This is a genomic window from Paenibacillus sp. P3E (genome assembly GCF_001909045.1).
In the GTDB taxonomy this organism is placed as follows: Bacteria; Bacillota; Bacilli; order Paenibacillales; family Paenibacillaceae; genus Paenibacillus_AQ; species Paenibacillus_AQ helianthi.
In genome coordinates, this window is the sequence record NZ_LVWH01000206.1 from 1 (window position 1) to 22,105 (window position 22,105).

Annotated in this window: 18 protein-coding genes and 1 pseudogene; 2 read left to right on the forward strand and 17 right to left on the reverse strand. The window is 49.0% G+C overall.

The features are described from left to right. The 13 genes and pseudogenes from A3842_RS33060 to A3842_RS25770 all read right to left on the reverse strand — a co-directional run. A partial coding sequence (locus A3842_RS33060) for a tetratricopeptide repeat protein (RefSeq protein WP_218618699.1) occupies nt 1-217 on the reverse strand: 217 nt, incomplete at its 3' end. Nucleotides 218-974: 757 nt separating this feature from the next. Further along, a complete protein-coding gene (locus A3842_RS25725; RefSeq protein ID WP_074103207.1) occupies nt 975-1,256 on the reverse strand; it encodes an MbcA/ParS/Xre antitoxin family protein in 282 nt (93 codons plus the stop codon). Between the two features lie 299 nt (nt 1,257-1,555). Beyond that, nucleotides 1,556-1,948: a hypothetical protein gene (locus A3842_RS32205; RefSeq protein ID WP_143186376.1), complete on the reverse strand. Its 393-nt coding sequence runs from the start codon at nt 1,946-1,948 to the stop codon at nt 1,556-1,558. After that, nucleotides 1,929-2,117: pseudogene (locus A3842_RS33810) on the reverse strand (RHS repeat-associated core domain-containing protein); the annotation flags it as partial. The pseudogene A3842_RS33810 and the gene A3842_RS32205, both read right to left, overlap by 20 nt. Nucleotides 2,118-2,475: 358 nt before the next feature. Continuing rightward, nucleotides 2,476-2,646: a hypothetical protein gene (locus tag A3842_RS32710; RefSeq protein WP_178382411.1), complete on the reverse strand. Its 171-nt coding sequence runs from the start codon at nt 2,644-2,646 to the stop codon at nt 2,476-2,478. Between the two features lie 104 nt (nt 2,647-2,750). Further along, complete coding sequence (locus A3842_RS25735) at nt 2,751-3,242, reverse strand: hypothetical protein (RefSeq protein WP_074103208.1); 492 nt, start codon at nt 3,240-3,242, stop codon at nt 2,751-2,753. Between the two features lie 107 nt (nt 3,243-3,349). Next, nucleotides 3,350-3,808 carry a contact-dependent growth inhibition system immunity protein gene (locus tag A3842_RS25740; protein ID WP_074103209.1) on the reverse strand — a complete coding sequence of 153 codons (459 nt, stop codon included), beginning with the start codon at nt 3,806-3,808 and terminating at the stop codon, nt 3,350-3,352. A 143-nt stretch (nt 3,809-3,951) separates the two neighbouring features. After that, complete coding sequence (locus A3842_RS25745; RefSeq protein ID WP_074103210.1) at nt 3,952-4,401, reverse strand: hypothetical protein; 450 nt, start codon at nt 4,399-4,401, stop codon at nt 3,952-3,954. Nucleotides 4,402-4,676: 275 nt separating this feature from the next. Next, a complete protein-coding gene (locus A3842_RS25750) occupies nt 4,677-4,985 on the reverse strand; it encodes a hypothetical protein (RefSeq protein ID WP_143186377.1) in 309 nt (102 codons plus the stop codon). A 289-nt stretch (nt 4,986-5,274) separates the two neighbouring features. Further along, nucleotides 5,275-8,769, reverse strand: a complete 3,495-nt coding sequence (locus A3842_RS25755) for a glycoside hydrolase family 2 TIM barrel-domain containing protein (protein WP_074103211.1) — start codon at nt 8,767-8,769, stop codon at nt 5,275-5,277. A gap of 84 nt (nt 8,770-8,853) precedes the next feature. Next, nucleotides 8,854-9,648, reverse strand: a complete 795-nt coding sequence (locus A3842_RS25760; RefSeq protein ID WP_074103212.1) for a Nif3-like dinuclear metal center hexameric protein — start codon at nt 9,646-9,648, stop codon at nt 8,854-8,856. Between the two features lie 178 nt (nt 9,649-9,826). Further along, the gene (locus tag A3842_RS25765) at nt 9,827-11,914 is read right to left on the reverse strand and encodes an alpha-glucuronidase family glycosyl hydrolase (protein WP_074103213.1); all 2,088 of its coding nucleotides are present in this window, start codon (nt 11,912-11,914) and stop codon (nt 9,827-9,829) included. Then, complete coding sequence (locus tag A3842_RS25770) at nt 11,911-14,142, reverse strand: glycoside hydrolase family 52 protein (protein WP_074103227.1); 2,232 nt, start codon at nt 14,140-14,142, stop codon at nt 11,911-11,913. The genes A3842_RS25765 and A3842_RS25770 overlap by 4 nt, the downstream gene beginning before the upstream one ends. 186 nt (nt 14,143-14,328) lie before the next feature. Here A3842_RS25770 and A3842_RS25775 point away from each other — a divergent pair, with 186 nt between their 5' ends. Then, nucleotides 14,329-15,228, forward strand: a complete 900-nt coding sequence (locus tag A3842_RS25775) for an AraC family transcriptional regulator (RefSeq protein WP_074103214.1) — start codon at nt 14,329-14,331, stop codon at nt 15,226-15,228. Nucleotides 15,229-15,265: 37 nt separating this feature from the next. Here A3842_RS25775 and A3842_RS25780 read toward each other — a convergent pair whose 3' ends face one another. Genes A3842_RS25780 through A3842_RS25790 form a run of 3 tightly spaced genes read right to left on the reverse strand, consistent with a single transcriptional unit; the run spans nt 15,266 to nt 19,627 of the window. After that, nucleotides 15,266-16,855: a glycoside hydrolase family 43 protein gene (locus A3842_RS25780; RefSeq protein ID WP_074103215.1), complete on the reverse strand. Its 1,590-nt coding sequence runs from the start codon at nt 16,853-16,855 to the stop codon at nt 15,266-15,268. Next, on the reverse strand, nt 16,855-18,831 hold the full coding sequence (locus tag A3842_RS25785; RefSeq protein ID WP_083609738.1) for a YjhG/YagF family D-xylonate dehydratase: 1,977 nt from the start codon (nt 18,829-18,831) through the stop codon (nt 16,855-16,857). The genes A3842_RS25780 and A3842_RS25785 overlap by 1 nt, the downstream gene beginning before the upstream one ends. Nucleotides 18,832-18,868: 37 nt before the next feature. Further along, nucleotides 18,869-19,627, reverse strand: a complete 759-nt coding sequence (locus A3842_RS25790) for an IclR family transcriptional regulator (protein ID WP_074103216.1) — start codon at nt 19,625-19,627, stop codon at nt 18,869-18,871. Between the two features lie 99 nt (nt 19,628-19,726). Between A3842_RS25790 and A3842_RS25795 the strand changes: the two genes are divergently transcribed. Further along, a complete protein-coding gene (locus tag A3842_RS25795) occupies nt 19,727-20,641 on the forward strand; it encodes a dihydrodipicolinate synthase family protein (protein WP_074103217.1) in 915 nt (304 codons plus the stop codon). A 362-nt stretch (nt 20,642-21,003) separates the two neighbouring features. Here the strand turns inward: A3842_RS25795 and A3842_RS25800 are convergent, their stop codons facing one another. Next, nucleotides 21,004-21,975 carry a LacI family DNA-binding transcriptional regulator gene (locus A3842_RS25800; protein ID WP_074103218.1) on the reverse strand — a complete coding sequence of 324 codons (972 nt, stop codon included), beginning with the start codon at nt 21,973-21,975 and terminating at the stop codon, nt 21,004-21,006. Between the last annotated feature and the right edge of the window lie 130 nt (nt 21,976-22,105).

The following is a 22,105-nucleotide window of genomic DNA, read 5'->3' on the forward strand; positions in this document are numbered from 1 at the left end:
CATTTCCCTGATCAATAAAAATCCTTCCTAATTGTATATATGATTCAACATTATTTGGATCAAGAGCAATGGCTTGTCTTAGCATCTCAACTTGTTTTTCTTTATCCGTGACTGCGAAATGCCATGATAGTATTAACCCTTTTATGGAATTCACATATGTGTTAGTAGCATTAATATTATTAATCTTACGAACTAACTCCTCATCAATTCCAGCCAAATGATAATAATGAACACAGCATTCCAAAATTGTTGCTGCCCCATTCTTCTCATCCTGTTCATAAATTCGATGTATACAAGCGAGGCTCTTAGGATAATCAACTAAGGGAACGGTTAGTACAGTGACAGCTAGACGTAATAATAAATCGATGTTATTAGGATACGCTAAGAGTTGCTGCTCAATGATTGCCTCAACCTTCTCTATCTCATAATTCCGAACTGCTTCAGATATTTTTTTTCAAATCCATTCAATTTTCCCTCCCCCTATTGCCCTTTAAACATATCAAAATTTATAAGTTTCCCATCCTTTACGTAAATTCTAATTTCCGATTCAAACCCATTGATCGTTGTTCTAATTTGTAGGCCCCTCTTTTATAAGCCCTTTTTCATTCATTTCTTCAAGAATTTTAAATCCGGCAGAAAAGACATGTGGTTTTCAACCTATTCAGGCTATCAAGAATTTTTATTTCATGGCGTAAAGTAAGCTTTATCCCAGGATTTGGGGCCTAGTCAGGGGGATCTTCCATCTTTTTTGATCCAGTATTGAAATGTTTGCTTAGAAATCCCGATTGCTTCTGCAGCTATAAATTGTAATCCGATCATCTCAATTACCATACCTAGTATGTCTTATGAGTTTGGTTATATATTGCCATGCTTAGAATGTCAATTGATTTTTTATAAAGAAAAACCACATGGATTTATACCCGGATGTGGCAACGTTCTTCTTCACAATGGTTAGAATTTAATGTGGCTGCCGATTAATCTGGCAAACGCATTAGGACCGCTCTCAAAATATTCTGTCCTCGTTCGTTACTTAATAACTCTTTAGGCTGTATATTTCCTAATGCTGGAACTTGTTTATGAAGCCATTTTGTAGCTTCGTTTTCACCAAATCTATAACATAGTACTACTGCAATATCCTCTGGCAAGGTGATTTCACCCAATTGAGTTTTATAATCGACGTTCGCTCCCCTACAAAACTCCAAGTAATCTTTCCAATTCTCTTCTTTATAAGCTTTCAGAAAAACGTCTAGTTCCACTATTAGCCCTCCAATTAATTCTGGTTATTTTATTGATGTTGCGTCAAATAGAATTACATTCAATCCACCATCAGCCCTTGCTGAAGGTGCAATTATACCGTTATCGTTCATACTTTTAGCAGTCTGACCAAGTTGTTAAGTAATTGTATAGTCATTACTTATAATGTCATCCAACGTTACACCCAGCACTTTTCTAATCTCCGGATTGGATAAATCTAATAGGTTGTGTACTTTAACATCAAAAGAATGCATTACTCTTCCTTCCGTCGCTACTGCCTACGTATTTATCTCAGTATCGACTATTTTTTCTCCTGTACTGAAATACAATCCCCCTGTGCCTTTACCAGTGTATCTATGCTTAGTATCAATTTCCCTTGATGGATTTCTAATGGGTTTGCACCTTTAGTTACAGAACGATAAAGTGTTCCTTCAAAAGTAACTCCGCTTACAGTTGATGCCTTAACTGACATCATAGCCCCTTTTAAATAAAAACCAAGCATTATTGCGTCTGCTGGAGGTAATGCGTTTACTGCGTCTGATATAGACTGAAGAGTGTTATTATAACTTTGCTTGTAGTCCTTTGAATTGTTTGCTCCAATTAGATAATTAGTAACTACAGTCCATCCTCCAAAAGTAGCTGCGTCTACTCCTCCATTTAAAAATCCAGACAACTTATCTAACCAATTGCCCACTTGGATCAAAGCGTGTTAATGAATTATTACCAACATATGTGTAAAGGTTTAAACTCAGCGGATTACCAATCTGTCCCTCATACGTATCCTCATTTAAAAACCGTCCCATACTCTCATAATACCGTGCACTGAGATAGTACAATCCAGTTTCGGCATCGTATATTTCTCTGGTGTATTTGAAGGAGTTAGAGGTACCCGATTGAAAAGGTTGTGCTTCAAAACCCCAACATTTCTATACGATATATAGTAAAAAAAGCATCTTCATTAAATGCAAATTTTCTTTCTTTAACCACATAGTCATCTTCAAATATTTCTATAATATCACCCATTGAGATTGTTGGGATCGGGATTTGGGTCTCTTATTCAAAGATCAGAATATCACTTTCAAAATCAAAAAATCTTGTCAGAAACACTTCTACCGATGGGAATTTTGGTTCATATTTTGAAATCGGCATGCTTATATTCTCCTTTTACTTATATCTAGTGGAGTTGTAGTTAAGTGTGCACAAAACGCGCATCCTCTCGGATTACGTATATGCTGTATTCAGTATACTGCCGTCAGTGAGAGCCGGATACGTAATCGATATCACCTGATTATTCACCAAGTAGCTGTACTGCACATTGGCAGACGCATTACTTGTGAGTGTCGAACCACCGTTAGTCTGTCTTGTCCAATCGCTGCTTATCATACTGACCATTCTGGGATTCCTGTACCAAGCATTGAACTAATTACAGCTATCAAATAAGTTGCACTATAATACTTTAGTCGTTTCTTTATTGTGTTCACACTCCTCACCTGCAATCAATCAAGAACCTTTGGGTCCCCCAAGATAACCCAATAATTAATTTCATCATATCCAATGATTTCAGCGTTTACTAACAATCCTTTATGCATATTGCGTTTTTGTGAGTTTTCTGCACATTCTTCAAAGTCAGCGACCCCCAAAGCATCATTATCGGGAATACTAACAATAACTCCCTGAGGATAAAAAACTTCAATATAGCCGACTATCTTTCTTCCGAGCGTAAGTAGTTCTTTTTGTTCACGCCATCTTGTCAGTTGATCTTTATTAACAATACTCCACACTTTTTCAAATGTTTCCTTAGAAATTCTTTTTAATTCCGGATTATTTAAGGGTAATTCTTTTTCTGACAGGAAGAATTCAAATTTCTTCAGATTGGAACTCTTACTGTCTTTTCCTTCCTCCAATAAAATCTGTCTATATGTGGTACCTTCATCGTCCACCTCAAAATACCAGTCTTTTCTCCCCGATTTTTCATTCAAATAAATCATAAAAAATCTCACCCCTTTTCATGCAGCATTCAAATGATCAATCTCCCCATAAAGCGGAGCTTTAAACAATTATCCGCTTCTCTCTAGCTAGGAGTGGTACAAAATATTTAATTAGTCAGATTAGTACTTAATACTGAAATTATTTTTCGTAATTCCTTATAAAATTCCTGTTCTTCTTTTTCTGTATACCAATTAAAATCTTTTGGAAGGTCAATTTCCTTATTTTCAATCTTCATTAATAGTTTCTTTATATCATTACATACATTAGAGTTGTTTTCCCAAAATGTATTTTTTACTGAATTCATTGCATTAATAAGTTCACCTTCGTAATGTTTACCGGCAAGTGGGTTCAAAGACAATCTTAATATCGCCTCAGGAATCACATATTTCAAGTGGAAATTCTGCCTCACTAATCTTGCAATTGAGCCATCAGACAAATCTTTAAGCTTAATATCCATTATGCCTGCAAACCATCCTGATAATGGTACGCTTTTCTCAACTACTATTTTTTCGTGAAATCCTTCAAGTCTGCAAATTTCATCAATGGTAAGTTTTCTGTACTCCAAGAGAATCACCTCCAAATATCTGATAATACAGGATGCCCAACGAATAAAATTTATCAACCATAACACAATCCATTCTGGTTCTGCCTCATTACCAAGCGATTCACTTTACCACCTGGTGGGATGAATTGTTTTCCATCAGTGCATTATAGCAATTGTTCACATCTTATTTGTTCTACTTGTAAATTTTTAAAAACTGGCAAAATGCTATCCAGATACCAACTAAAATCAGTAATGTCGATAGCATCTTTTACTTTAATTTTCTTTCTTGCTATGGATAAACTAAACATCATTTGGTTTGTGTTAAATATTAGCAACTCACATCCGACTTCAGAATCTACCCGAAATAGCTCGATTCCAATGATTTCTTCCTGTTCTCTCTTTTTTTTCAAAATATCAAAGAGGACATCTCTATGGAGAATAGTAGATGTCCATTCGAAATCATCATCATCACCCAAAGGTAGTATAGTAACCTCGCCATTACTGTTGATGTAATTCCAACCTTCGTTTTCAAAGTTCTGAAATAAATCATTTATTGATAAATTTGTACCACTACGCTCGCTTAAATAAATATTTATCGAAGCTGATATTGACATAAGTTCTCCTCCTTCTTAATTACCACTCAGTAAATTTAATTTCCTTCGTTGTTAACCAATCTTTTATATCTTCTGGAATTGGAGTGTTAGAGTGCAGTTCATATGAAGTATCATTCTGAGTTGCAATTTTCAAGCGACTTCCCATGTCTGATTTAACGTGTCAATCCATTCGGTCAAACTTCACTATCGCTCCACTGGTATCGACCATCTGGAACACATCACCATGACCATTATACAGGTAGTAGTAATTCTTCGACGCAAGTTCCTTAAAATGATTATTTCTTTGATAACAGGTCTCTAATTAAAATTGCACAGGTTTCAGTCTTATAATAAAGGTCTACTAAATCACATTCAGTTTTTTGAATTGGATTATCCCAATCAAAATCTTTAATAATATAAATAATAAATTTGTTAATTCCATCATACCATCCAATATCTAAGATCAAATTGTCAGGGTATTGTACTTTAAACATATCTTCCTTTAATCCATCATCTTCAAAATCAAGTGGTTTGTTAATATCGATATGAAAATCTTCATATATTACTTTACCGGGATAGAAGCTTATCTTTTCGAACATGTTCATACCATTCTCCTTATTTTGTATACTTTTTATACTCTTGTGGGGGTTTAAGTATTTCCACATTTGTCCCATACTTATATTTCGCAGGTCAAGTTTCATCGAAAACACCATTTATGCAACTGGGGAGTTTATCCAACCAGTCATGATCTGTAGGATTTATCCGAATTAATATCAGCAGATTATCAATCACACCTTCAACCGTGAGGCTTTCTTGTCCTTAGATTCACTTCCGGCAAACACCTATTGCGATTACCTAATCCCCTAATCAGCGCAAAAAAGGCAGCCATCCCCTTTAAGGAGATAGCTGCCCAGCCGGCAAAAATCGAAACCACTTCAGGTCGAACTGGCTGCCTGGAAGGAACAGGAGGGTGACGGTCCGTGGGCCGCTGACCGGTTCCAGAACAAATTCGCGCTCTGTGTAGCTGCTGCTGCCGGCAAATTCCACAAGCTGCTTGGAATCGCCACCTGGACCGCTGAACAGCAGGTGAAGCGTGCTGTTCTCCAGAGGGGAACGTCCGCAAATGACAATCCGCGAGCTTCCCTTTACACCAAAGTCCATCCCCTCATAAATGAGGGACACATTGTTGCCGATGGCTTCAATGGCGGACTCTGTTACGGTGAAGGTATCACCGTAAATCCGGCTGTTCTCAAGCGCGCTCAGGTGCTCATAAGCTTTACGCTTCTGGACAAACTGGAAGCCTTTCAGGTGGATCTTCTGCCGCAGGACGAAAGAGAGTGAGGTGATTCCTGTCAGACGTTTCGGCAGCTTGTAGGTTTCCTCCTGGTATACATTCCAGCGGGAAGGCTTTTGGTAGATTACCGTGGACAGCCGATTCGCACCCGGCTCTCCGGGAAGGCCTTCCCATATTTCAATCGGGTACTCGCCACCGTCCAGGGAGAAGATAGGCAAGATGATTTCATCCGCTCCATAGTCGCCGAAATCAATCCGTTCGAAACAGATCCGGCTCTCCCCTTCCCGCGCGGTGGCAACCCCCAGTTCATTCCCGTTGGTCAGGTTCGTACTGGCGATGCTGTGATAGCCGGAGGAGACAAATTCATAAGGGTCCAGGCAGGCCTGCCCCAGTCCTTCAAGCTTGAATTCCACCAAGCTGTACAGCCGGATACCGTCAGCACCATTCGTTGTCCCGCAACGGATGTACACTTCGCCATCCCCCAGACCGGTAATGACGGCTTCATGCCCCTTCACCTCAATCGAAGCGATATTCGCATCGATTCCTGCAGCATTCGTAATCCGCCACTCCACCTCCTGGAAGGTGGCATTCTCCGGATGGAGCTTCACGCGCACCGGGAGCGCGGAATGCTCCGGCGTTAGAGTATTGCCCTCAGGGCAGATAATTTCCAGCTTGCGCACAGGAATTTCCGCAGCCTTCTTGCTCTCCACCTCCGCAGATTCCCCCTTGCCTTCCAAAGGGCAGTCCGCATACAGGAACAGTTCACCGTCACCTGAAGTGCCTCGTGCCGGAGCACCTGAATGCAGTATAAGTTCTGCGGGAGCTATCTCCGGTGAAGTCGCCCGCAGAGTGATTGTGCCGGGCTCCAGTGTACCGGCAATTACAGCGAGCAGCTTGCCGCTGAACATCCTGCGGTTCGTACCTTTGTAGGGATCGTAATCGGTGCTGTCACCATTATCTAGTCCGATTAGCCGTCCTGGTCCTTCAAGGCTCAGGTGAACCCGGTTGTTGGCATTCTCTACCTGGAGGCCTTGCATATCGCTTGCCGTGATAGTTACGAAGATCAGATCCTGGCCGTCTGCCGACAATTCATGCTTATCCGGTGTAAGCACCAAAGAAGCTGCATCGCCGAAGGATGAAATTTGCTCCGAGGCAATTACATTTCCCTGTTCATCATAGGCAACAGCACGGAGCACCCCCTCTGAATAAGGCAGCCGCCATTCTCCCAGCAGCTTGTGGCCGTGAACATGGTCAATATCATAGGTGCCCCTGGATACGTCATTGAAGAACAATTCAATCCGCGGAGCGTTGGAGCACACCCGTACATCAATGAGTTGTCCCTCCGAGAAATCCCAGTAAGGGAAGATATGAATCATCGGGTCCGTTCTGTAATCGGTCCATTCTGCCTTATAGATGTAGTAAGAGTCCTTTGGAAAGCCCGCCGTGTCCAATTGGCCGAAGTAAGAATTCTTAGTGAAGTAGGGTGTAGGCTCGCCTATATAGTCAAAGCCGGTCCACAGAAATTGTCCAAGGGAATACGCCGCGTCCCGGTCTGAGGTAATACAGGCCTCTGTGCTTTTGGCCCCCCAGCTGGTGGAGCTGTTGCCTAAGGAGGAGCACTGTAGATCGTCATCTGCCAGTACCGGCTGGGCCAGCGGAAAATGATAGACACCCCGGCTTTGGACGGTAGAGCAGGTCTCACTTCCATAGATGAACCAGTCTGGATGCTCTTTATGCTGCTGGTCATAATATTTCTCGCCGTAGTTGTAACCCGCCACCTTGACGATATCGGCGCACTTTTGCGCGTTGTCCCACGGCATGTAATTCGAACCAATCGTAACGAAGGCATTACCCCGGGGATCATGGGCCAGCACTTCATCCTGCAGCATCCATGTCAGCTCCTGGCCGCGGTCATCGGCGTGGGTATCGTAGATTTCATTGCCGATGCTCCACATGATCAGACTCGGATGGTTGCGGTCCCGGCGCACCCAGCTGGCGATATCCTTCTTCCACCACTCCGGGAAGAACCGGGCATAGTCATAAGGAGTCTTGCTTCGCTCCCACATGTCAAAAGCTTCCGAGACGATAAGCACACCCATCTCGTCTGCCAGTTCCATCAGTTCCACGGCAGGCATATTATGTGCTGTCCGGATGGCGTTCACGCCCATCTCCTGCAGTAGCACGAACTGCCGCCGCAGAGCCGTCTTATTCACGGCTGCCCCCAGGCAGCCAAGATCATGATGCTGGCACACGCCGTATATTTTAACGTATCGTCCGTTCAAGAAAAATCCCTTTTGACTATCTAGTTCCACCGTACGGAATCCAAAAGCCTGTTCTTCCACTTCCATGATCCCGTCCTGATCCAACAGCTCCGTACGGAGGGTATAGAGGTGGGGACTTCCAATATCCCAGAGCAAGGGCTGTTCGATAGTCAGGCGGCTGAGGGCATGTACCTTCTGATCTCTCTCCTGGGCAGGAACGGCAGATTCCTCCTGCCTGATCACTGTTCCACATGCATCCATAACCGTATGACGGAGTTTCAGTCCAGTCGTACCCCGTCCTTCCTCTACCTGCAGTTCACAGTCCACATCCACGGTCCAGGACCCGCTATCCGTCCGCCGGGCTGCAATATATATACCATCCGGTGCAATATGCGTCTTTGGGGTTATTTTAAGCCACACTGAGCGGTAAATTCCGGCACCCGAGTACCAGCGTGAATTCGGAGATTCATGAATCACACGCATAACAATCGTATTGTCTCCACCGGACAGGTAAGGAGTAATATCGAATTCGAAGGTAGAATATCCATACTTCCATTTACCAGCCACATGTCCGTTGACGTACAGGGTAGAATTCATGTATACGCCTTCAAATCGCAGGGACCACAGCTGATGAGCAGGCACTTCGGCCAAGCTGAGGGTGGTTCGGTACCAGCCCTCACCGTCTTCATAAAGCGCATGCGTGTTGTAAATCAGCCAATCGTGAGGCAGCGTTACCGGCATCCAGTCCGCGTCCGCAAGCACGTTAGCAAGCTCTGAACCGAGCGGCTGCTTGGTGAAATGCCAGCCTCCGTTCAGTTTTCTTTTGATGCTCATGGATAAAGTTCCTCCTGTGCATGGTTTAAGAGAATGACATCAGCCAGCCTTTCAATACTCTGCCATAACACCCTTTTTTAACAATTACACTATACGGAATACCGGCTGATCTTTCACGAAATGTACCGGCACATCCGGAAACTCTGCTGACAGCTGCTCTGCCAGATATTTCATGCCGGGCGCCTCGCTCTCCGCGTGACCCAGCATAATCAGTGCCTTGTCCCGCCCCTGACGGGCAGCGTCTCTTATATACTCCGGCGTCTCCCATTCCGGTCCTTCCCCGGCGATGATCAAATCCAGAGATTCTTGATCAAATAATGGGATGGCCGAGGAGCCGCCCCCTCGATAGCCGACCAGAATACCTACTTTCACACATGAAACAGACAGATTGCCTGCAACACGCACATAAGGGATTTGCAGCTGCTTTTTCAAATATTCCGCAACTTCTTCAGCCTTCATAACCGGGATGGTCAAAATAGATACAGACGGCCGGTGCTCGGTAACATATGCCTGCCAGCCCAGCTCCCGGATAAGCCCTTCCACGATCCCGTCCGGTGTATATCGGTGCAGGTAATCATGAAACCGGTAAATCCCAAGGTTTGAACAGGCGATAAGCTCGGCCTTTTGTTGATAGACAGGGTCCTGCTCCAGTTCGTCTGCGTGAGGCTGGTGGCTGTAAAATACGCCTTCGTGCGTGATGATCAGGTTCGCTCCCAGCGCAATTGCCTGTTCAATGACAGACTGGGAGGCGGAAAAGGCCGTAACGATTCCCTGCACGCCAGTCTCCGGGTCTCCCGGCTCCAGCTTGTCTACGGTCTGTTCAAGCCTGGTGATTCCTTTGGTTAAGTGATCGATGATGTGTCCGAAGGTAAGTGTCATATGCCCTCCTGTATAAGTTAGACCTGAAAATAATGGGTGGAAGCAAGCGGGTCTATGAAGGTACTGATACTGATTCTATACGATGTCGAATCTCTTTCAAGTTAAGTTACACCTTCATCAATGGGCGCTTACCGTCTACTGTGGCCCGAGTATCAGTATTCATGTCCCTGCTCCCTTCTCAGTAAATAGTGCGTTTGCCGGTATCCTCAATACCGCTCTTGCGATAGAAATACGTATTGATCTGGTCACGCCATTCCTTGGCATGATTGACCTGTCCCTTCAGACGTTCCTCCACTTGCGAGTACAAATCCTCCCGGACAGTTCCCTTCAGGCTGCTCCAGGAAGCCAGCAGCTGTGCCGCACGTTCCGCCCCTTCGAAGTGGGTATCGTAGATATGCTGAATCACGGTTTTGCCGGAATGCAGCACATGGGTATACGGAACATGGTGGAAGAACAGCAGCAATTCGTCCGGGCATATCTCCAGAGAATCATAACGTTCGCTATTCAGGCCTTTATATTGGGCGCTGTAGCCCGTTCCGGTCTTCACGGTGCGGTCTACTCCGATCCCTTGGTGGTCCGCATAATGATAGGTGCCCCACTGCGAATATTCATAGCCGTCCACATTCGGCCCGTAATGATGTTCGGGATTAATCATCCAGCCTACGCCAAGCGGTGCTGTATAGGATTCATAGATTTCCAGCGAATCCAGCAATATCCGGCTGACCACACTTGAAACGTCCGGATCTGTACCGAAGGTCAGGGAGATCCATTCACTGGCGATTTCCTCTGCCGTCAGCTCCGGATTCCAGGCCAGACGGCCGTATCCATACAGATTCGCCTGAGCCAGCAGGTGACCGGTCCAGTTCCGGTCATTGCCTACATTGGACACCGCCGCAATCCCGCTGTGACGGTTGCCCCACAGGGATCCGTCCACGATATGCTTCACCGGAGACGCCGCTCCTTGGGTATAGGTGTTGAATTCCAGGACCTCCTTCCACTGCGGAACCAGATAACAGACATGGCGCTGCTGTCCTGTATATTCCTGGGCAATCTGAAATTCGATGACCTGGTTTGTCCGTTCAAGTGCCCCAAACAATGGGGATACCGGCTCTCTGACCTGGAAATCCATCGGACCGTTCTTGATCTGCAGAATGACGTTATCTTTAAACTTGCCGTCGAGTGGTTTGAAATGGTCATAGGCTGCTCTGGCCCGGTCCGTCTTACGGTCACGCCAGTCCTGCTTGCAGTTGTATACGAAGCAGCGCCAGATGACAATTCCGCCGAACGGTTCCAGCGCTTCAGCCAGCATGTTGGCACCATCGGCATGGTCCCGGCCATAGGTGAACGGCCCCGGACGGTTTTCGGAATCGGCCTTCACCACAAATCCGCCAAAATCGGGAATCGCCGCATACACCCCGGCTGCTGTGTCCTGCCACCACTTGCGTACTCCAGGGTCCAGCGGATCAGCGGTGCCCACTTCCCCTTCATGCATCGGACCAGCAAAGTTCACGCTCAGGAACAGCCTGATGCCATATACCCTGAACTGATCGGCAATGCTTACAACCTCGGGTAGATACTTGGAGATGAACAGCGTTTCAAGCGCATGGACATTCACATTGTTGATGGCAATGGCATTGATTCCTGCAGAGGACATCAGCCGCGCATAATCGCGGATTCGCTCCACATCGTTTGTAAAACGGTTGTTATCATAAAAAAAGGATCTTCCCGCATATCCCCGCTCCACGCTTCCGTCAAAATTATCCCAATGATTGATCATCCGCAGCCCATTTACCGGGTTAATAACTTCGTCCAGCCCTTCGATTTCCTCCAGGTTGCCGATCAGCCGCAGCAGATGAAATACTCCGTAGAGTACACCTGCCGGTGATACGGATCCAATAGCAATACAGCCTTGTTCTTGGCTGGTGCGGATCGCAAAACCCTCCGGACCTACAATCCGGACCGTTTCTTTCCCGAACACGCTGCCGATCAGCGGATTCCCGCCCTGGAAGGTTCCGAATACTACAGATAAACCCGTTGGAGCCTGTTCTCTCACTTTCACTGCCTGTATGCCAAGTATAGATTCAATGCCTCTTTGCCATTCCCGGAGGGCAGCCTGAACCGTATCGTCCTCATCGGTTGCCTGTACTGCCCCGCACCATTTCACATATTGATCCTGGAGGCGCCCGGACGGCAAAGAAGGATAGCTTAACCATGCAGCATAACCACCGTCAGCGATTCTATTATGAATAGCCTTGGAATGACTCATGCAAAGGGTTTCTCTTTGATCTTGGTCAGCGACCGGTTGCCTGTGCCTTCAAGCAGCCACAGAATGGCCGTAACACCCCGCGGATAATATTTGCTGCCGCCGATAAGGCCGGAGAGAATCTGATCACTCCAGCACCAGTAAGACAGCTCCGGATGGAGCAGCCAGCGGACATGTGCCGCATCTGCTGCAAGGCCGCGTGCGTCCCAAGGCACATCCAGGATCTCGCGGGCAATGAACTGGGAGAGATAGATTTTGCTGAGCCAGGAATTATTGCTGGTCGAAGACAGCTTCCAGCCGCCATCCTCGAAAAGGCAGACTCCGGGAACCAGCACGTTGCTCAAGTGAGTGTTCAGCGCATTCAGATAGCCGGCAAATCGGCCATTCCGGTCAAGCGCTTCTTCACAGCCTGTGAACAGTGGGAACACCAGGCCTTCGATCGCCGGAATAATACAGGACTCGTTGTCCTCATTGATGATGGCTGGAATGTACCCCTCACTGTTCAGCTTGGAAGCTATGGAAGCAGCGCATTTGTCCGCCTGCTGTCCGGCTGAAGCCGACAGTTCAGCCCATCCCTCTTGCTTGAAAAATTTCTCCAGTGCCACGTAAGCCGCCCAGCACTTGCCTGCCATATAAATATTATTGCGCGATTGACCCAGTGAGGTATCCAGACTGTCGTAAGTAGTAATTTCAGCCCCGCCCTGTGTGCGGTTGCTGTCCAGACCCATCAGGCCATTGCGCAAATGACTCTCGGGATGGTCACGGTTCAGCATGCTCTCGAAGCAGGCACGAAGCGTCGGCAGCATACCGCCGATGAATTCGCGGTCCTGAGTCTGTTCGATATAGACCAGCGCCGAGCACAGCCAGTTAACCAGCTCTTCATGGCTCATATACGAGAAGCAGTCATCCAGCCCTGCCATCTCATAAGCAGAATACTGCGGCCGCGAGAATACGTTGGCTACGCCGACATCGTGGGTAAAGGTGATGCCTCCCGGATATTCCTCGGTTCCGCCAGGAAATACAACCTTATCCTTATAGCTGTAGCGCTCCACGAACAATTCCAGTTCATTTCTGACCGTCCAGGGATTCATAACCAGTTCAAAAAACAGCTGATCCGCCGTCAGATCCAGTGTGTTCATCATCCGGTATTCACCTTCGTTCACGATCCAAATGGGCTTCCCGTCTGCTTCCAGCAGCTGGGTGCTGCCATAATAGCTGTGAATCGCGTGCGCGAGCATGAAGGACTGGTCTTCGGTAAGCCGGGCAGAATCGATCCAGTCATTGCCGGATTCGCAGGAATCGATCAACTCGTCAAAATGCTCCAGTGCGTACCCTGCAACAGCTTCAATATTCCTAAAATAACGGGTATACGCATAGCTGGCATCTATTCCTGTTGTAACCAGCCCGCCCCGATAAAAGCAGATAGCAAAGCGGTACGTCCGCTTCTCACCCGCAGGAACCTCCATCATAACCGCACCGGTTCCACCGAGCCCAAACGCAAGGTTATGCTCCAGCTTGGCTTCAAGTATTTTCTCCATGGTGAACCCGAGGGCAGTCTGCACCCCTGCATCCTTACAGGCAATGGCTGTCAGCCGGCCTTGTCCGATGCCTTCGAATTCCCCGCCGCTGGTGTCACTGAGCCTGCGCATAGAGTTGTAGGGATCGCTGCCTTCGTAACCGAAGAATCCTTTTCTCGCAAAGGTTCCTTGGGTATTATCCAGTGTCAGTTCAGCGAAAACGGCCGGAAGAATGGCAGCTTTCAGCTCCTCCTCCTCAGCGGAGGCCGGATCCGGAACGGAGCGGACAGGCGAGTAGACGGTAAAAGTCAGATCCCCCGCCTTCCAGGTGTCTGTTGCTGAACGCAAGGATCGGGTTATCGCCTGGTCTTCAAACGCTTTCAAAACAATTGGGGACGGCTGATACCAGCCGCTAGGTTTATCCTTATCATTTCCTCCCGGCGGAGCAGGGAACACCTCCTGCAATTCCTTGGCGGTTTCGTCGGCCTTTTCGATATCATATCTGGCGCCTGCATCCTCCACATGCTCGAAAAAGGGCAGGACTTCATAGGTTTCGCCATCTCCGGACTGGAATCCAACATACACATTCTGGTCCGCCGGCTTGCCCAGCTCCAGTCCAAGTCCCCCCTTCTTCCCCTTGAACCCCAAAGTGAAACTCGCAAAGGCCCCAATCGGAGAGTGCTGAACATTATTGAATACATTAGTTTTCGTCATAAAGACTCCTTTCTGGATCTTCAGTTTCATGTCTGCTTGCTTCATTGTATAGGTTCATCCTAACATGCCCCTCCGGGGTGAGGACATTGTCAAATCAAGCAAATATTTACCCAAATCAAGCTGGAGGCCTGGTATACTAATAGATACACTTTTGTTCAAATATATAGTTTTGAAAGGGGAGACTCCATGGTTTCAGCCTTCATACCGCCTGTACTCGGGCACAGCATCAGCGAAACGATCATACCCGATGTGAAGACAACACTGAATTTATTCGGCATGCACCTACGGAAGGTGCGCGGCGAGTGGGCTTATCCCGTTCATGCGCATCCGCAATACGAATTTAATTATGTACTCGAAGGAGAACAGCTGCTTGTCGTGAACAATCATAGCTATACACAGAAGGCCGGGGATCTGGTCTTGTTGAGACCGGGCGATTCCCACTCCAGCAAAAGCGGCAATGGCAAACCCTTTACTTATTTCTGCATTCATTTTGATATCGACGACAAGATTCTGATCTCACTGTTAAGCCGGCTTGACCATGTTCTTTTCGAAGCCGGAAGCACCATCGCCCATAAACTGGGTCCCGTCTTCACCAGGCTGGTAGAGATCTCAGGTACCATCTCCGGAGACATCACGATGTCCCAGCGGATGAGGCTGCAGTCTGCGGTGTTTGAGCTGTTCGGTCAGCTGTGGGAGGCCTTCTCCATCGAGGCCAATTTACCCGCTTCGGGCACCTATGAGAAGGTGGAGCTTGCCCATCAGATCCGCAGCCGCCTGCAGGGACTGGTCTATCAGCAATTTCAACTGGAGCTGCCTTACGACAGCCATTACGGCATAGATGATATTGCTGCAGAGCTGGGGATCAGCGCCTCCCACTGCTACCGGGTATTCCGGCAGGTGTTCGGGGTGTCGCCCAGAGAATTTCTGTCCGAACAAATGCTTCACGAGGCCAAGGTGCTCCTTGATGATTCAAGCTTGTCCGTGAGCCAAATCTCAGGCCTGCTGGGTTACCGCGATATTGCCCACTTCAGCCGCCAGTTCAAACGCTGGTACGGCAAATCGCCGCGGGAGTACAGGGAAGAGTAAATAACAGCGGCAAAATAACGGCTGGCGGGAAGGATACTTAATCCCCTGAAATCTCCTTGTACTCGAAATAATCAAAATCCGCAGCTTGAAAGTTTCCGCTGAGGTCTTGAACGCACATTCCGATAAAAGTTCCCGTAAACCTGATATACGCCGGGAAATCATCGGACAAATGACATATATCCAGGCTTGGGCCGATTTTCTCCCAGCTTGTATTGCCTGCACTGTAATAAAACTGAGCGGACTCCCGTAGGATGATTACCTTCAGCCGGCAGCTTGCTCCAGGCAGCAAAGGAATCTGCGCACAAACAGAATCATCGTAAACGCCGTCCATAGATCGGACGATGCCCAGACACTTGCCCAGTTCCTCATCATGGGTAATCCGTAAATACACGTAATCCTTCGTATCATAATAGATGATCAGACCGGCCATCTGCTGGAAATGCTCCGGCTCGAATTCCATCCCGGTTTCAGCACTGCAGCAAAAAGCCTGCTGGCGCATGGCAACCAGACTCTGGCGGTGCAGGGAGCTCATGGACTCTCTTCCCAACAAGCGCAGAAACCCTGGCCGTTCCCTGAGCGAGAGCCAGGATTCATCGACAGGAACACGCAAGGTGCTCCAGCGGATATCCAGCACCGGCTTGTCAAAATCATCTCTCTCCGCAGGTGACAGAAAGGGCTGAGCCGGAATATCCGGGCCTTCCACTGTAAGGGAGGGCTGGTTCGTTCCATCCGCAAGGGCCAGCCATTCATCTTCTGTGAAGATACAGCGTTGAATCGCTGTCTCCCGGCCCAAATTGCAGTACTTCTCCTTCACCGGACGGCCGCACAAGTGAACCATATACCATTCATCTGTATGCGTATGGACCAGACAGGCATGCCCTGCCTTTTGAAGCTCCAGGTCCCTGTTGCCTGCTGAAGTCAACACCGGATTGCGGGGATCGGTTTCATAGGGTCCTTCCATATTCCGTGACCGGGCAACTGTGACAGCATGGTTATACTGAGTGCCCCCCTCAGCCGTAATCAGGTAATACCAGCCGTCTTTCCGGTACAAATGAGGGCCTTCCGTCAACCCGAGCTCTGTACCCTTATAGATAGGAATTACCGGCCCGATCAGCCGTTTCAGCGCTGTCGAATACTCCTGTAGAACAATTCCGGCAAAGCTGTTCTTGTGTGTCCGGTGATCCCACAGCATATTAACCAGCCATTTACGCCCGTCTGTATCATGGAACAGGGACGGATCAAAGCCGCTGCTGTTCAGATAGACCGGCTCAGACCAGGGACCTTCGATATCCGGGGCGGTAACCAGATAATTGGGAGTATCTTTGAAGGCTCCCTGTCTGCTCTTGACGTCGGTATATATCAGATAAAAGATTCCATTGTCGTAGCTAAGACACGGTGCCCATACTCCCCCAGAGTCCAGGTCTCCTTCCATATCCAGCTGCGATTTGCGGGTCAGCGCATGGGTGAGCACCCGCCAATTCACCAGATCACGGGAATGGTGAATACGCACACCGGGAAACCATTCAAATGTAGATGTGGCAATATAATAATCCTCCCCGGCTCTGCAGATAGACGGGTCTGGATGAAACCCGGTGAGAATCGGATTCTGAATCAGATTTCTGTTCATCATTTCCACCCCAATGCCTGCCGGCCTGCTTCGAGGGCGGCAATGATTTTGTCGGTATCATACACACAACCTTGCCAGGTTCCGCCACTGGCGGCCTGCAGCGCTGCCCACAGTCTGGTATCGTCCGGCAACCCCGGATCGACAGCAAGGAACGGATGGGCGGTCCGGGAAGCCAGAATCTCCACTCCTTCTTCCGGTGAGCCCGGCTGTTCGCCATCCCCTACCAGATTCACACTTCCTTCAAGCTTGACTGTATCGATAATGACCTCTACCCAGTCGCCATCCCGGAGTCTGCCAAGCGGTCCTCCCGCCAGCGCTTCCGGACCGATATGTCCGATGCAGGCCCCCGTGGATACACCGGAAAAGCGGGCGTCGGTGATCAGTGTAACGTGCTTGCCAAAGGGCAAGTGCTTCAGTGCGGATGTCAATTGGTAGGTCTCCTCCATTCCGGTTCCACTGGGTCCGCGGCCAATGACGGCAAGAATATCCCCTGCGTGGATGAGTCCGTCCTTGATGCTCTTGATCGCGTCCTTTTCCGCAGTAAAGACCTTTACTCTCCCCACATGCCTGTATACGCCTTCACTGTTCAGAACCAAGGGATCAATAGCTGCAGATTTGATGACCGAGCCTTCTGGAGCCAGATTGCCTGTCGGAAAAGTCATTGTGGAGGCAAGTCCCTGCCGTGCAGCCTCCTGGGGACTCATAATAACAGTATCCGGATCAATGCCATCCGCCTCTCTCAAACGGCTTCGCATATCCTGGCGTCTCTGCGAGGTTTCCCACCAGTCCAGATTTTCTCCAAGCGTCCTTCCTGTTACCGTTCGAACCGAATCGTCAATCAGTCCCAGCCGGCGCAGATGGAGCATCACCTCAGGAACACCTCCCGCGAGAAACACGCGGATCGTCGGATGCGGAACAGGTCCGTTCGGCAGCACACTGACCAGACGCGGGGTCTTTCGATTGACTTCATTCCAATCTTCAACGCTTGGAACGCGCAGCCCGGCGGCATGGGCGATGGCAGGCAAATGGAGCAGCAGATTGGTGGATCCTCCGAACGCCGCATGAACCACCATGGCATTGCTGATCGCCTGGTCTGTCAGAATATCCTTCATGACCATCCCGCTATGCTCCATATGCAAAAGCGCACGGGCAGACTGGCGACCCATATTCTTCCACACAGGCTGCCCCGAGGGGGCCAGCGCAGAATGCGGGACCGACATGCCGAGCGCCTCGGCAATTACCTGGGCCGTCGCGGCAGTCCCCAGAAACTGGCATCCGCCGCCGGGTGTTGCGCAGGCTCTGCATCCGAGGTCCGCCGCCTCTTCCAGGGACAGCTCTCCATTGCTGAATCTGGCTCCGATGCTCTGTACTTTACCGGCATCCTCTCCCTGAACAGGAGGCAAAGAGACTCCCCCGGGTACAATTATTCCGGGAAGATCCCGCAGGCCTGCCAGCGCAAGCATCATCGCAGGTAACCCTTTATCGCAGGTAGCTACCCCCAGTACCCCTTTTCGTGTAGGCAAAGAACGGATCAACCGGCGCAGCACCATCGCCGCATCGTTCCGGTACGGCAGGGAATCGAACATGCCCGACGTTCCCTGGGAACGGCCGTCGCAGGGATCGCTGACATAACCCGCAAAAGGAATCCCCTGATGTGCAGTAATCTCATGTGCAACTTCCTCCATCATTAGGCCAATTTCCCAGTGCCCGGTATGGTAGCCAAGAGCCAGCGGACTGCCATCCTCGCGCCGAATCCCCCCCATCGTGCCCAGGATGAGATATGGAGGCCGATTCAAATGGAGCGGATTCCAGCCCATGCCCGAATTCTGGGTCATTCCGAATATTTCACCGCTTGGGGCACTTCGCAGCATTTCCCCCGTTATAGGGAGTCTGCCTAGCGGCCCTGCCGCAGCTGTATGTACAGGTGCTGACTGTTCCGGTGCCTCACGCATGATGTCTTCCAGGCTTATTTCCATTCTGAACCCTTCTTTCTTCTTGTTTGGATGTCCGGTATTAAGATAAAGACAGCTTCTTTGCCAAAAGGATAACCGCTTCAGTGACAGCTTCCTGTTTATCGGCATACGCATGTCGCAGCATGGAGGCGCTTACTGCTGCTGCCGCATTCCCGGAAGCATCGAGGATAGGCGCAGCCACACAGCAGATCCCTTGAATAATCTCTTCCTGATCTACGGAATAACCGCTGCTGCGGATTTCGGCCAATTCCCCCGTAAATTCATTCCAGTCTGTCAGGGTCTGTGGCGTGACCTGAGATAAGATCTTGTCGGGGTACCGCTTGTCTAACTCATCCGGCGGCAGCAGCGCAAGCATCATTTTCCCCATTGCTGTCGCATGAGCGGGAAACCTCATCCCCGGGCTAGACTCCAGCTTCACCAGCGATGGCCCTTCCTGCTTGGCCAGATAGATAATCTCACTCCGGTCCAGTACCGACAGCTGAAAGGTTTCGCCAACAGCCTTAACACTCTCTGAGGAAGCCTTCAGAAAATGCTCCACCAGGTTGTAATTCTGCTTATGCGACTCATTGAACACTGTATTGAGATACGCGACCCCTTCCCCGAGCGCATAGGCTTCCTTCTCATCCCGTCTCACCCATTTCAGAACTTCCATCGTCCGCAGCAAGGAAAACATCGAGCTTTTATTGATACCCGTTGCATCGCACAGATCGGTCATTTTACATTCCCCCGGCTTCAGGGAAATCGCATTCAGAATCAAATCGGCCCGTTCCAAAGCAGGAACCCAATATTTACGCTCCAACCCATCCATCCCCTCTCTATAAAACAACAATTGATAAACCCCATCAGGTTCAATATAATAACCTTGTGTTTATAGTATCAAACCTGGAGGCGAAATAAAATGAATATTATTCATGCAAATGCAGGCATTATCCCCCCTGTTCCCACCATATTGAATGAAAAGCAGAAATTTGACCGTTCTGGAATGCAGCTTCTGATCGACAGCTTGATCGACAAAGGTGTTCATGGCTTGTTCTTCCTGGGAACCGCCGGGGAGTTCAACCAATTTGATGCGGGGGAACGGGAGGAGATTGCGGAGTTTTGCATTGACTATACGGCAGGCCGCCTCCCGGTCTGGATTGGAACAGGCAGCAATACGACCTCCGAAGCCATCCGCCTCACCCGGCATGCTGACCGCAGCGGGGCTACCGGCGTTGTCGTTATCAATCCTTACTACTGTAAGCTAAGCGGGCAAAGTTTGTTTACACATTATGCCTCTATTGCCGAAGCCTCCGGGCTGCCTCTGATGCTGTACAATTTCCCGGCACTTACCGGCCAGGATTTGAGTCCTGCCTTTGTCAGCCAACTTGCGGCCCGTTACTCCCAGGTGGTTGGCATCAAGGAAACGGTGGACCAGCTAAGCCATATCCGGCAGATGATTCTGCAGGTTAAGGAAGTGAATCCGGCATTTGCTGTGTTCTGCGGCTTTGATGAATATTTGCTGCCCACCCTGGCGGCAGGCGGAGCCGGGGCGATTGCAGCCAGTGCCAATTTTGCTCCGCAGCTTATGCTGGGCTTATATAAGAGCTTTCAGAATAATGACTTGTCAGCGGTGCTTGAATACCACCGGAGAGTGATTCAGATTCCGCCGCTGTATACGCTGGATGATCCCTTTATCCCGTCAATCAAAGAAGCAGTGCGTCTCTCGGGTGTTCCGGTTCCTGTCTTCAGCCATGCCCCGGCAACCCCATGGAACGAAGCGAAAGAACGGCAATTGAAACAAATCTTCAGCAACGCTGGGATTCCTTGGGGCTGATAGGGCAAGGTTGTTAAGAGCAACCGGCCCCCGGCGCTTCAAGAACGGCATTTCTGCCGTTCTTGAAGCGCTGGGCGCATTTCGCCCGACTCCTCTGTGAGCACTTTACGTGGTCCATACCTTATAAATCTGCGATGATGCGGACAGGAGATCCGATATGGGGGCGGATCAGCAGATCAACCGGAGAAGGTGAATTTTTCGCAAAATAACATCTGAAGCTCCCAAGTTATTCCTGCTTTTTTGTCATGGCATAGTTTCCTCGTAAAGAAATAAAAAGAAAGATGAGGCAGACCGTTTAAATGGCCCATCTCATCTTTGGGAATTATAAAAGAACTCGCCCCGCAGCAACCCCACGATCAAACTCAGGTAGTCACCCGCTTGACCAGACTGAACTGCAGCTTCTGCTGCACGGACTCTGCTTGGTTCAGCTTCCCCAGCAGCAGATAAAAGGCGTTCTGCGCCTGGGCGGCAATGGGGTTGTCAATAGAGGTGATCCCCAGCGTATGCGCGAGCTCCGTATTGTCAAAGCCGACAATCGCCAAGTCTTCCGGGACCCTGATCCGCTGCCTGCGTGCTTCATTCAAGAGCCCGGCCGCCACCAGATCGTTGGCGCACAGCACGGCATCCGGACGTTCTCCGCCGCCAAGCAGCAATTCCCGGACCACCCGCTCTCCATCGCGGATCGAATAGATGCCGGTAAGCGACCATTCGTGCCGTATAGGAAGATGGTGCTTCTTCATCATCTCCTCATACGCCTCCAGCCGGCTGAGCGTATTCATGCTGCTAGGCCGGCCAAGCGCGTTAGCAATACGGGTGCACCCTTGTTCAATGACATGCTCCACACCCAGCTTGTACCCGTCATATTGGTTCATGGCGACCGAGCGGATCTCTGGAAGCTCCATCCGCTGCCAGGAGACAATCGGGCCGTATTTGCAATAAGAGCCTAACAGGGCATGATCGTTGACACAAGTAATAATGACCAGCGCATCCACTCTTTTTCTCCGCAGATCCTCAAAGGCCTTCAGTTCTTGCTTCGCATCTCCGCCCGAGGTATAGACAATGGTCTGATAACCGTTCTGGCTGGCCGTCTCCACAAAGCTGTTCAGAAAAGGCAGCATCGCTTCGTTGATCCCCTCCGCACACATGCCGATCTGCAGGGTTCGCCCTTTCGACAAGGAGACGGCATTGCCGTTTGGAACGTAATCCAGCTGCTTCATAATGGCCAGAATGGTATCCCTTGTCTCCGGACTGACATGAGGGGAGTTATTCAGAACCCTAGAGACTGTTGCTTTGGAGAAGCCTGCCAGCTTCGCAATTTGATCCAGATTCGACATGATCTATCTCCTTACACCCATAATCTTTTCAAAATAACACTTGACATGTAACGCGTTACAACGGTTAGCATTCAACCTGAAGGAAACAATATTAGCTTACCATAAATCATCCAATACCCTATCAAAGGCG

Bases quoted from the DNA above. Each gene is read 5' to 3' on its own strand.
- A3842_RS32710 (WP_178382411.1), bottom strand. From the start codon at position 2,646: ATGGTCAGTATGATAAGCAGCGATTGGACAAGACAGACTAACGGTGGT.
- A3842_RS25775 (WP_074103214.1), top strand. From the start codon at position 14,329: ATGGTTTCAGCCTTCATACCGCCTGTACTCGGGCACAGCATCAGCGAA.
- A3842_RS25745 (WP_074103210.1), bottom strand. From the start codon at position 4,401: ATGTCAATATCAGCTTCGATAAATATTTATTTAAGCGAGCGTAGTGGT.
- A3842_RS25750 (WP_143186377.1), bottom strand. From the start codon at position 4,985: ATGAACATGTTCGAAAAGATAAGCTTCTATCCCGGTAAAGTAATATAT.
- A3842_RS25765 (WP_074103213.1), bottom strand. From the start codon at position 11,914: ATGAGTCATTCCAAGGCTATTCATAATAGAATCGCTGACGGTGGTTAT.
- A3842_RS25735 (WP_074103208.1), bottom strand. From the start codon at position 3,242: ATGATTTATTTGAATGAAAAATCGGGGAGAAAAGACTGGTATTTTGAG.
- A3842_RS25785 (WP_083609738.1), bottom strand. From the start codon at position 18,831: ATGGAAATAAGCCTGGAAGACATCATGCGTGAGGCACCGGAACAGTCA.
- A3842_RS25760 (WP_074103212.1), bottom strand. From the start codon at position 9,648: ATGACACTTACCTTCGGACACATCATCGATCACTTAACCAAAGGAATC.
- A3842_RS25780 (WP_074103215.1), bottom strand. From the start codon at position 16,855: ATGAACAGAAATCTGATTCAGAATCCGATTCTCACCGGGTTTCATCCA.
- A3842_RS25800 (WP_074103218.1), bottom strand. From the start codon at position 21,975: ATGTCGAATCTGGATCAAATTGCGAAGCTGGCAGGCTTCTCCAAAGCA.
- A3842_RS25755 (WP_074103211.1), bottom strand. From the start codon at position 8,769: ATGAGCATCAAAAGAAAACTGAACGGAGGCTGGCATTTCACCAAGCAG.
- A3842_RS25770 (WP_074103227.1), bottom strand. From the start codon at position 14,142: ATGACGAAAACTAATGTATTCAATAATGTTCAGCACTCTCCGATTGGG.
- A3842_RS25795 (WP_074103217.1), top strand. From the start codon at position 19,727: ATGAATATTATTCATGCAAATGCAGGCATTATCCCCCCTGTTCCCACC.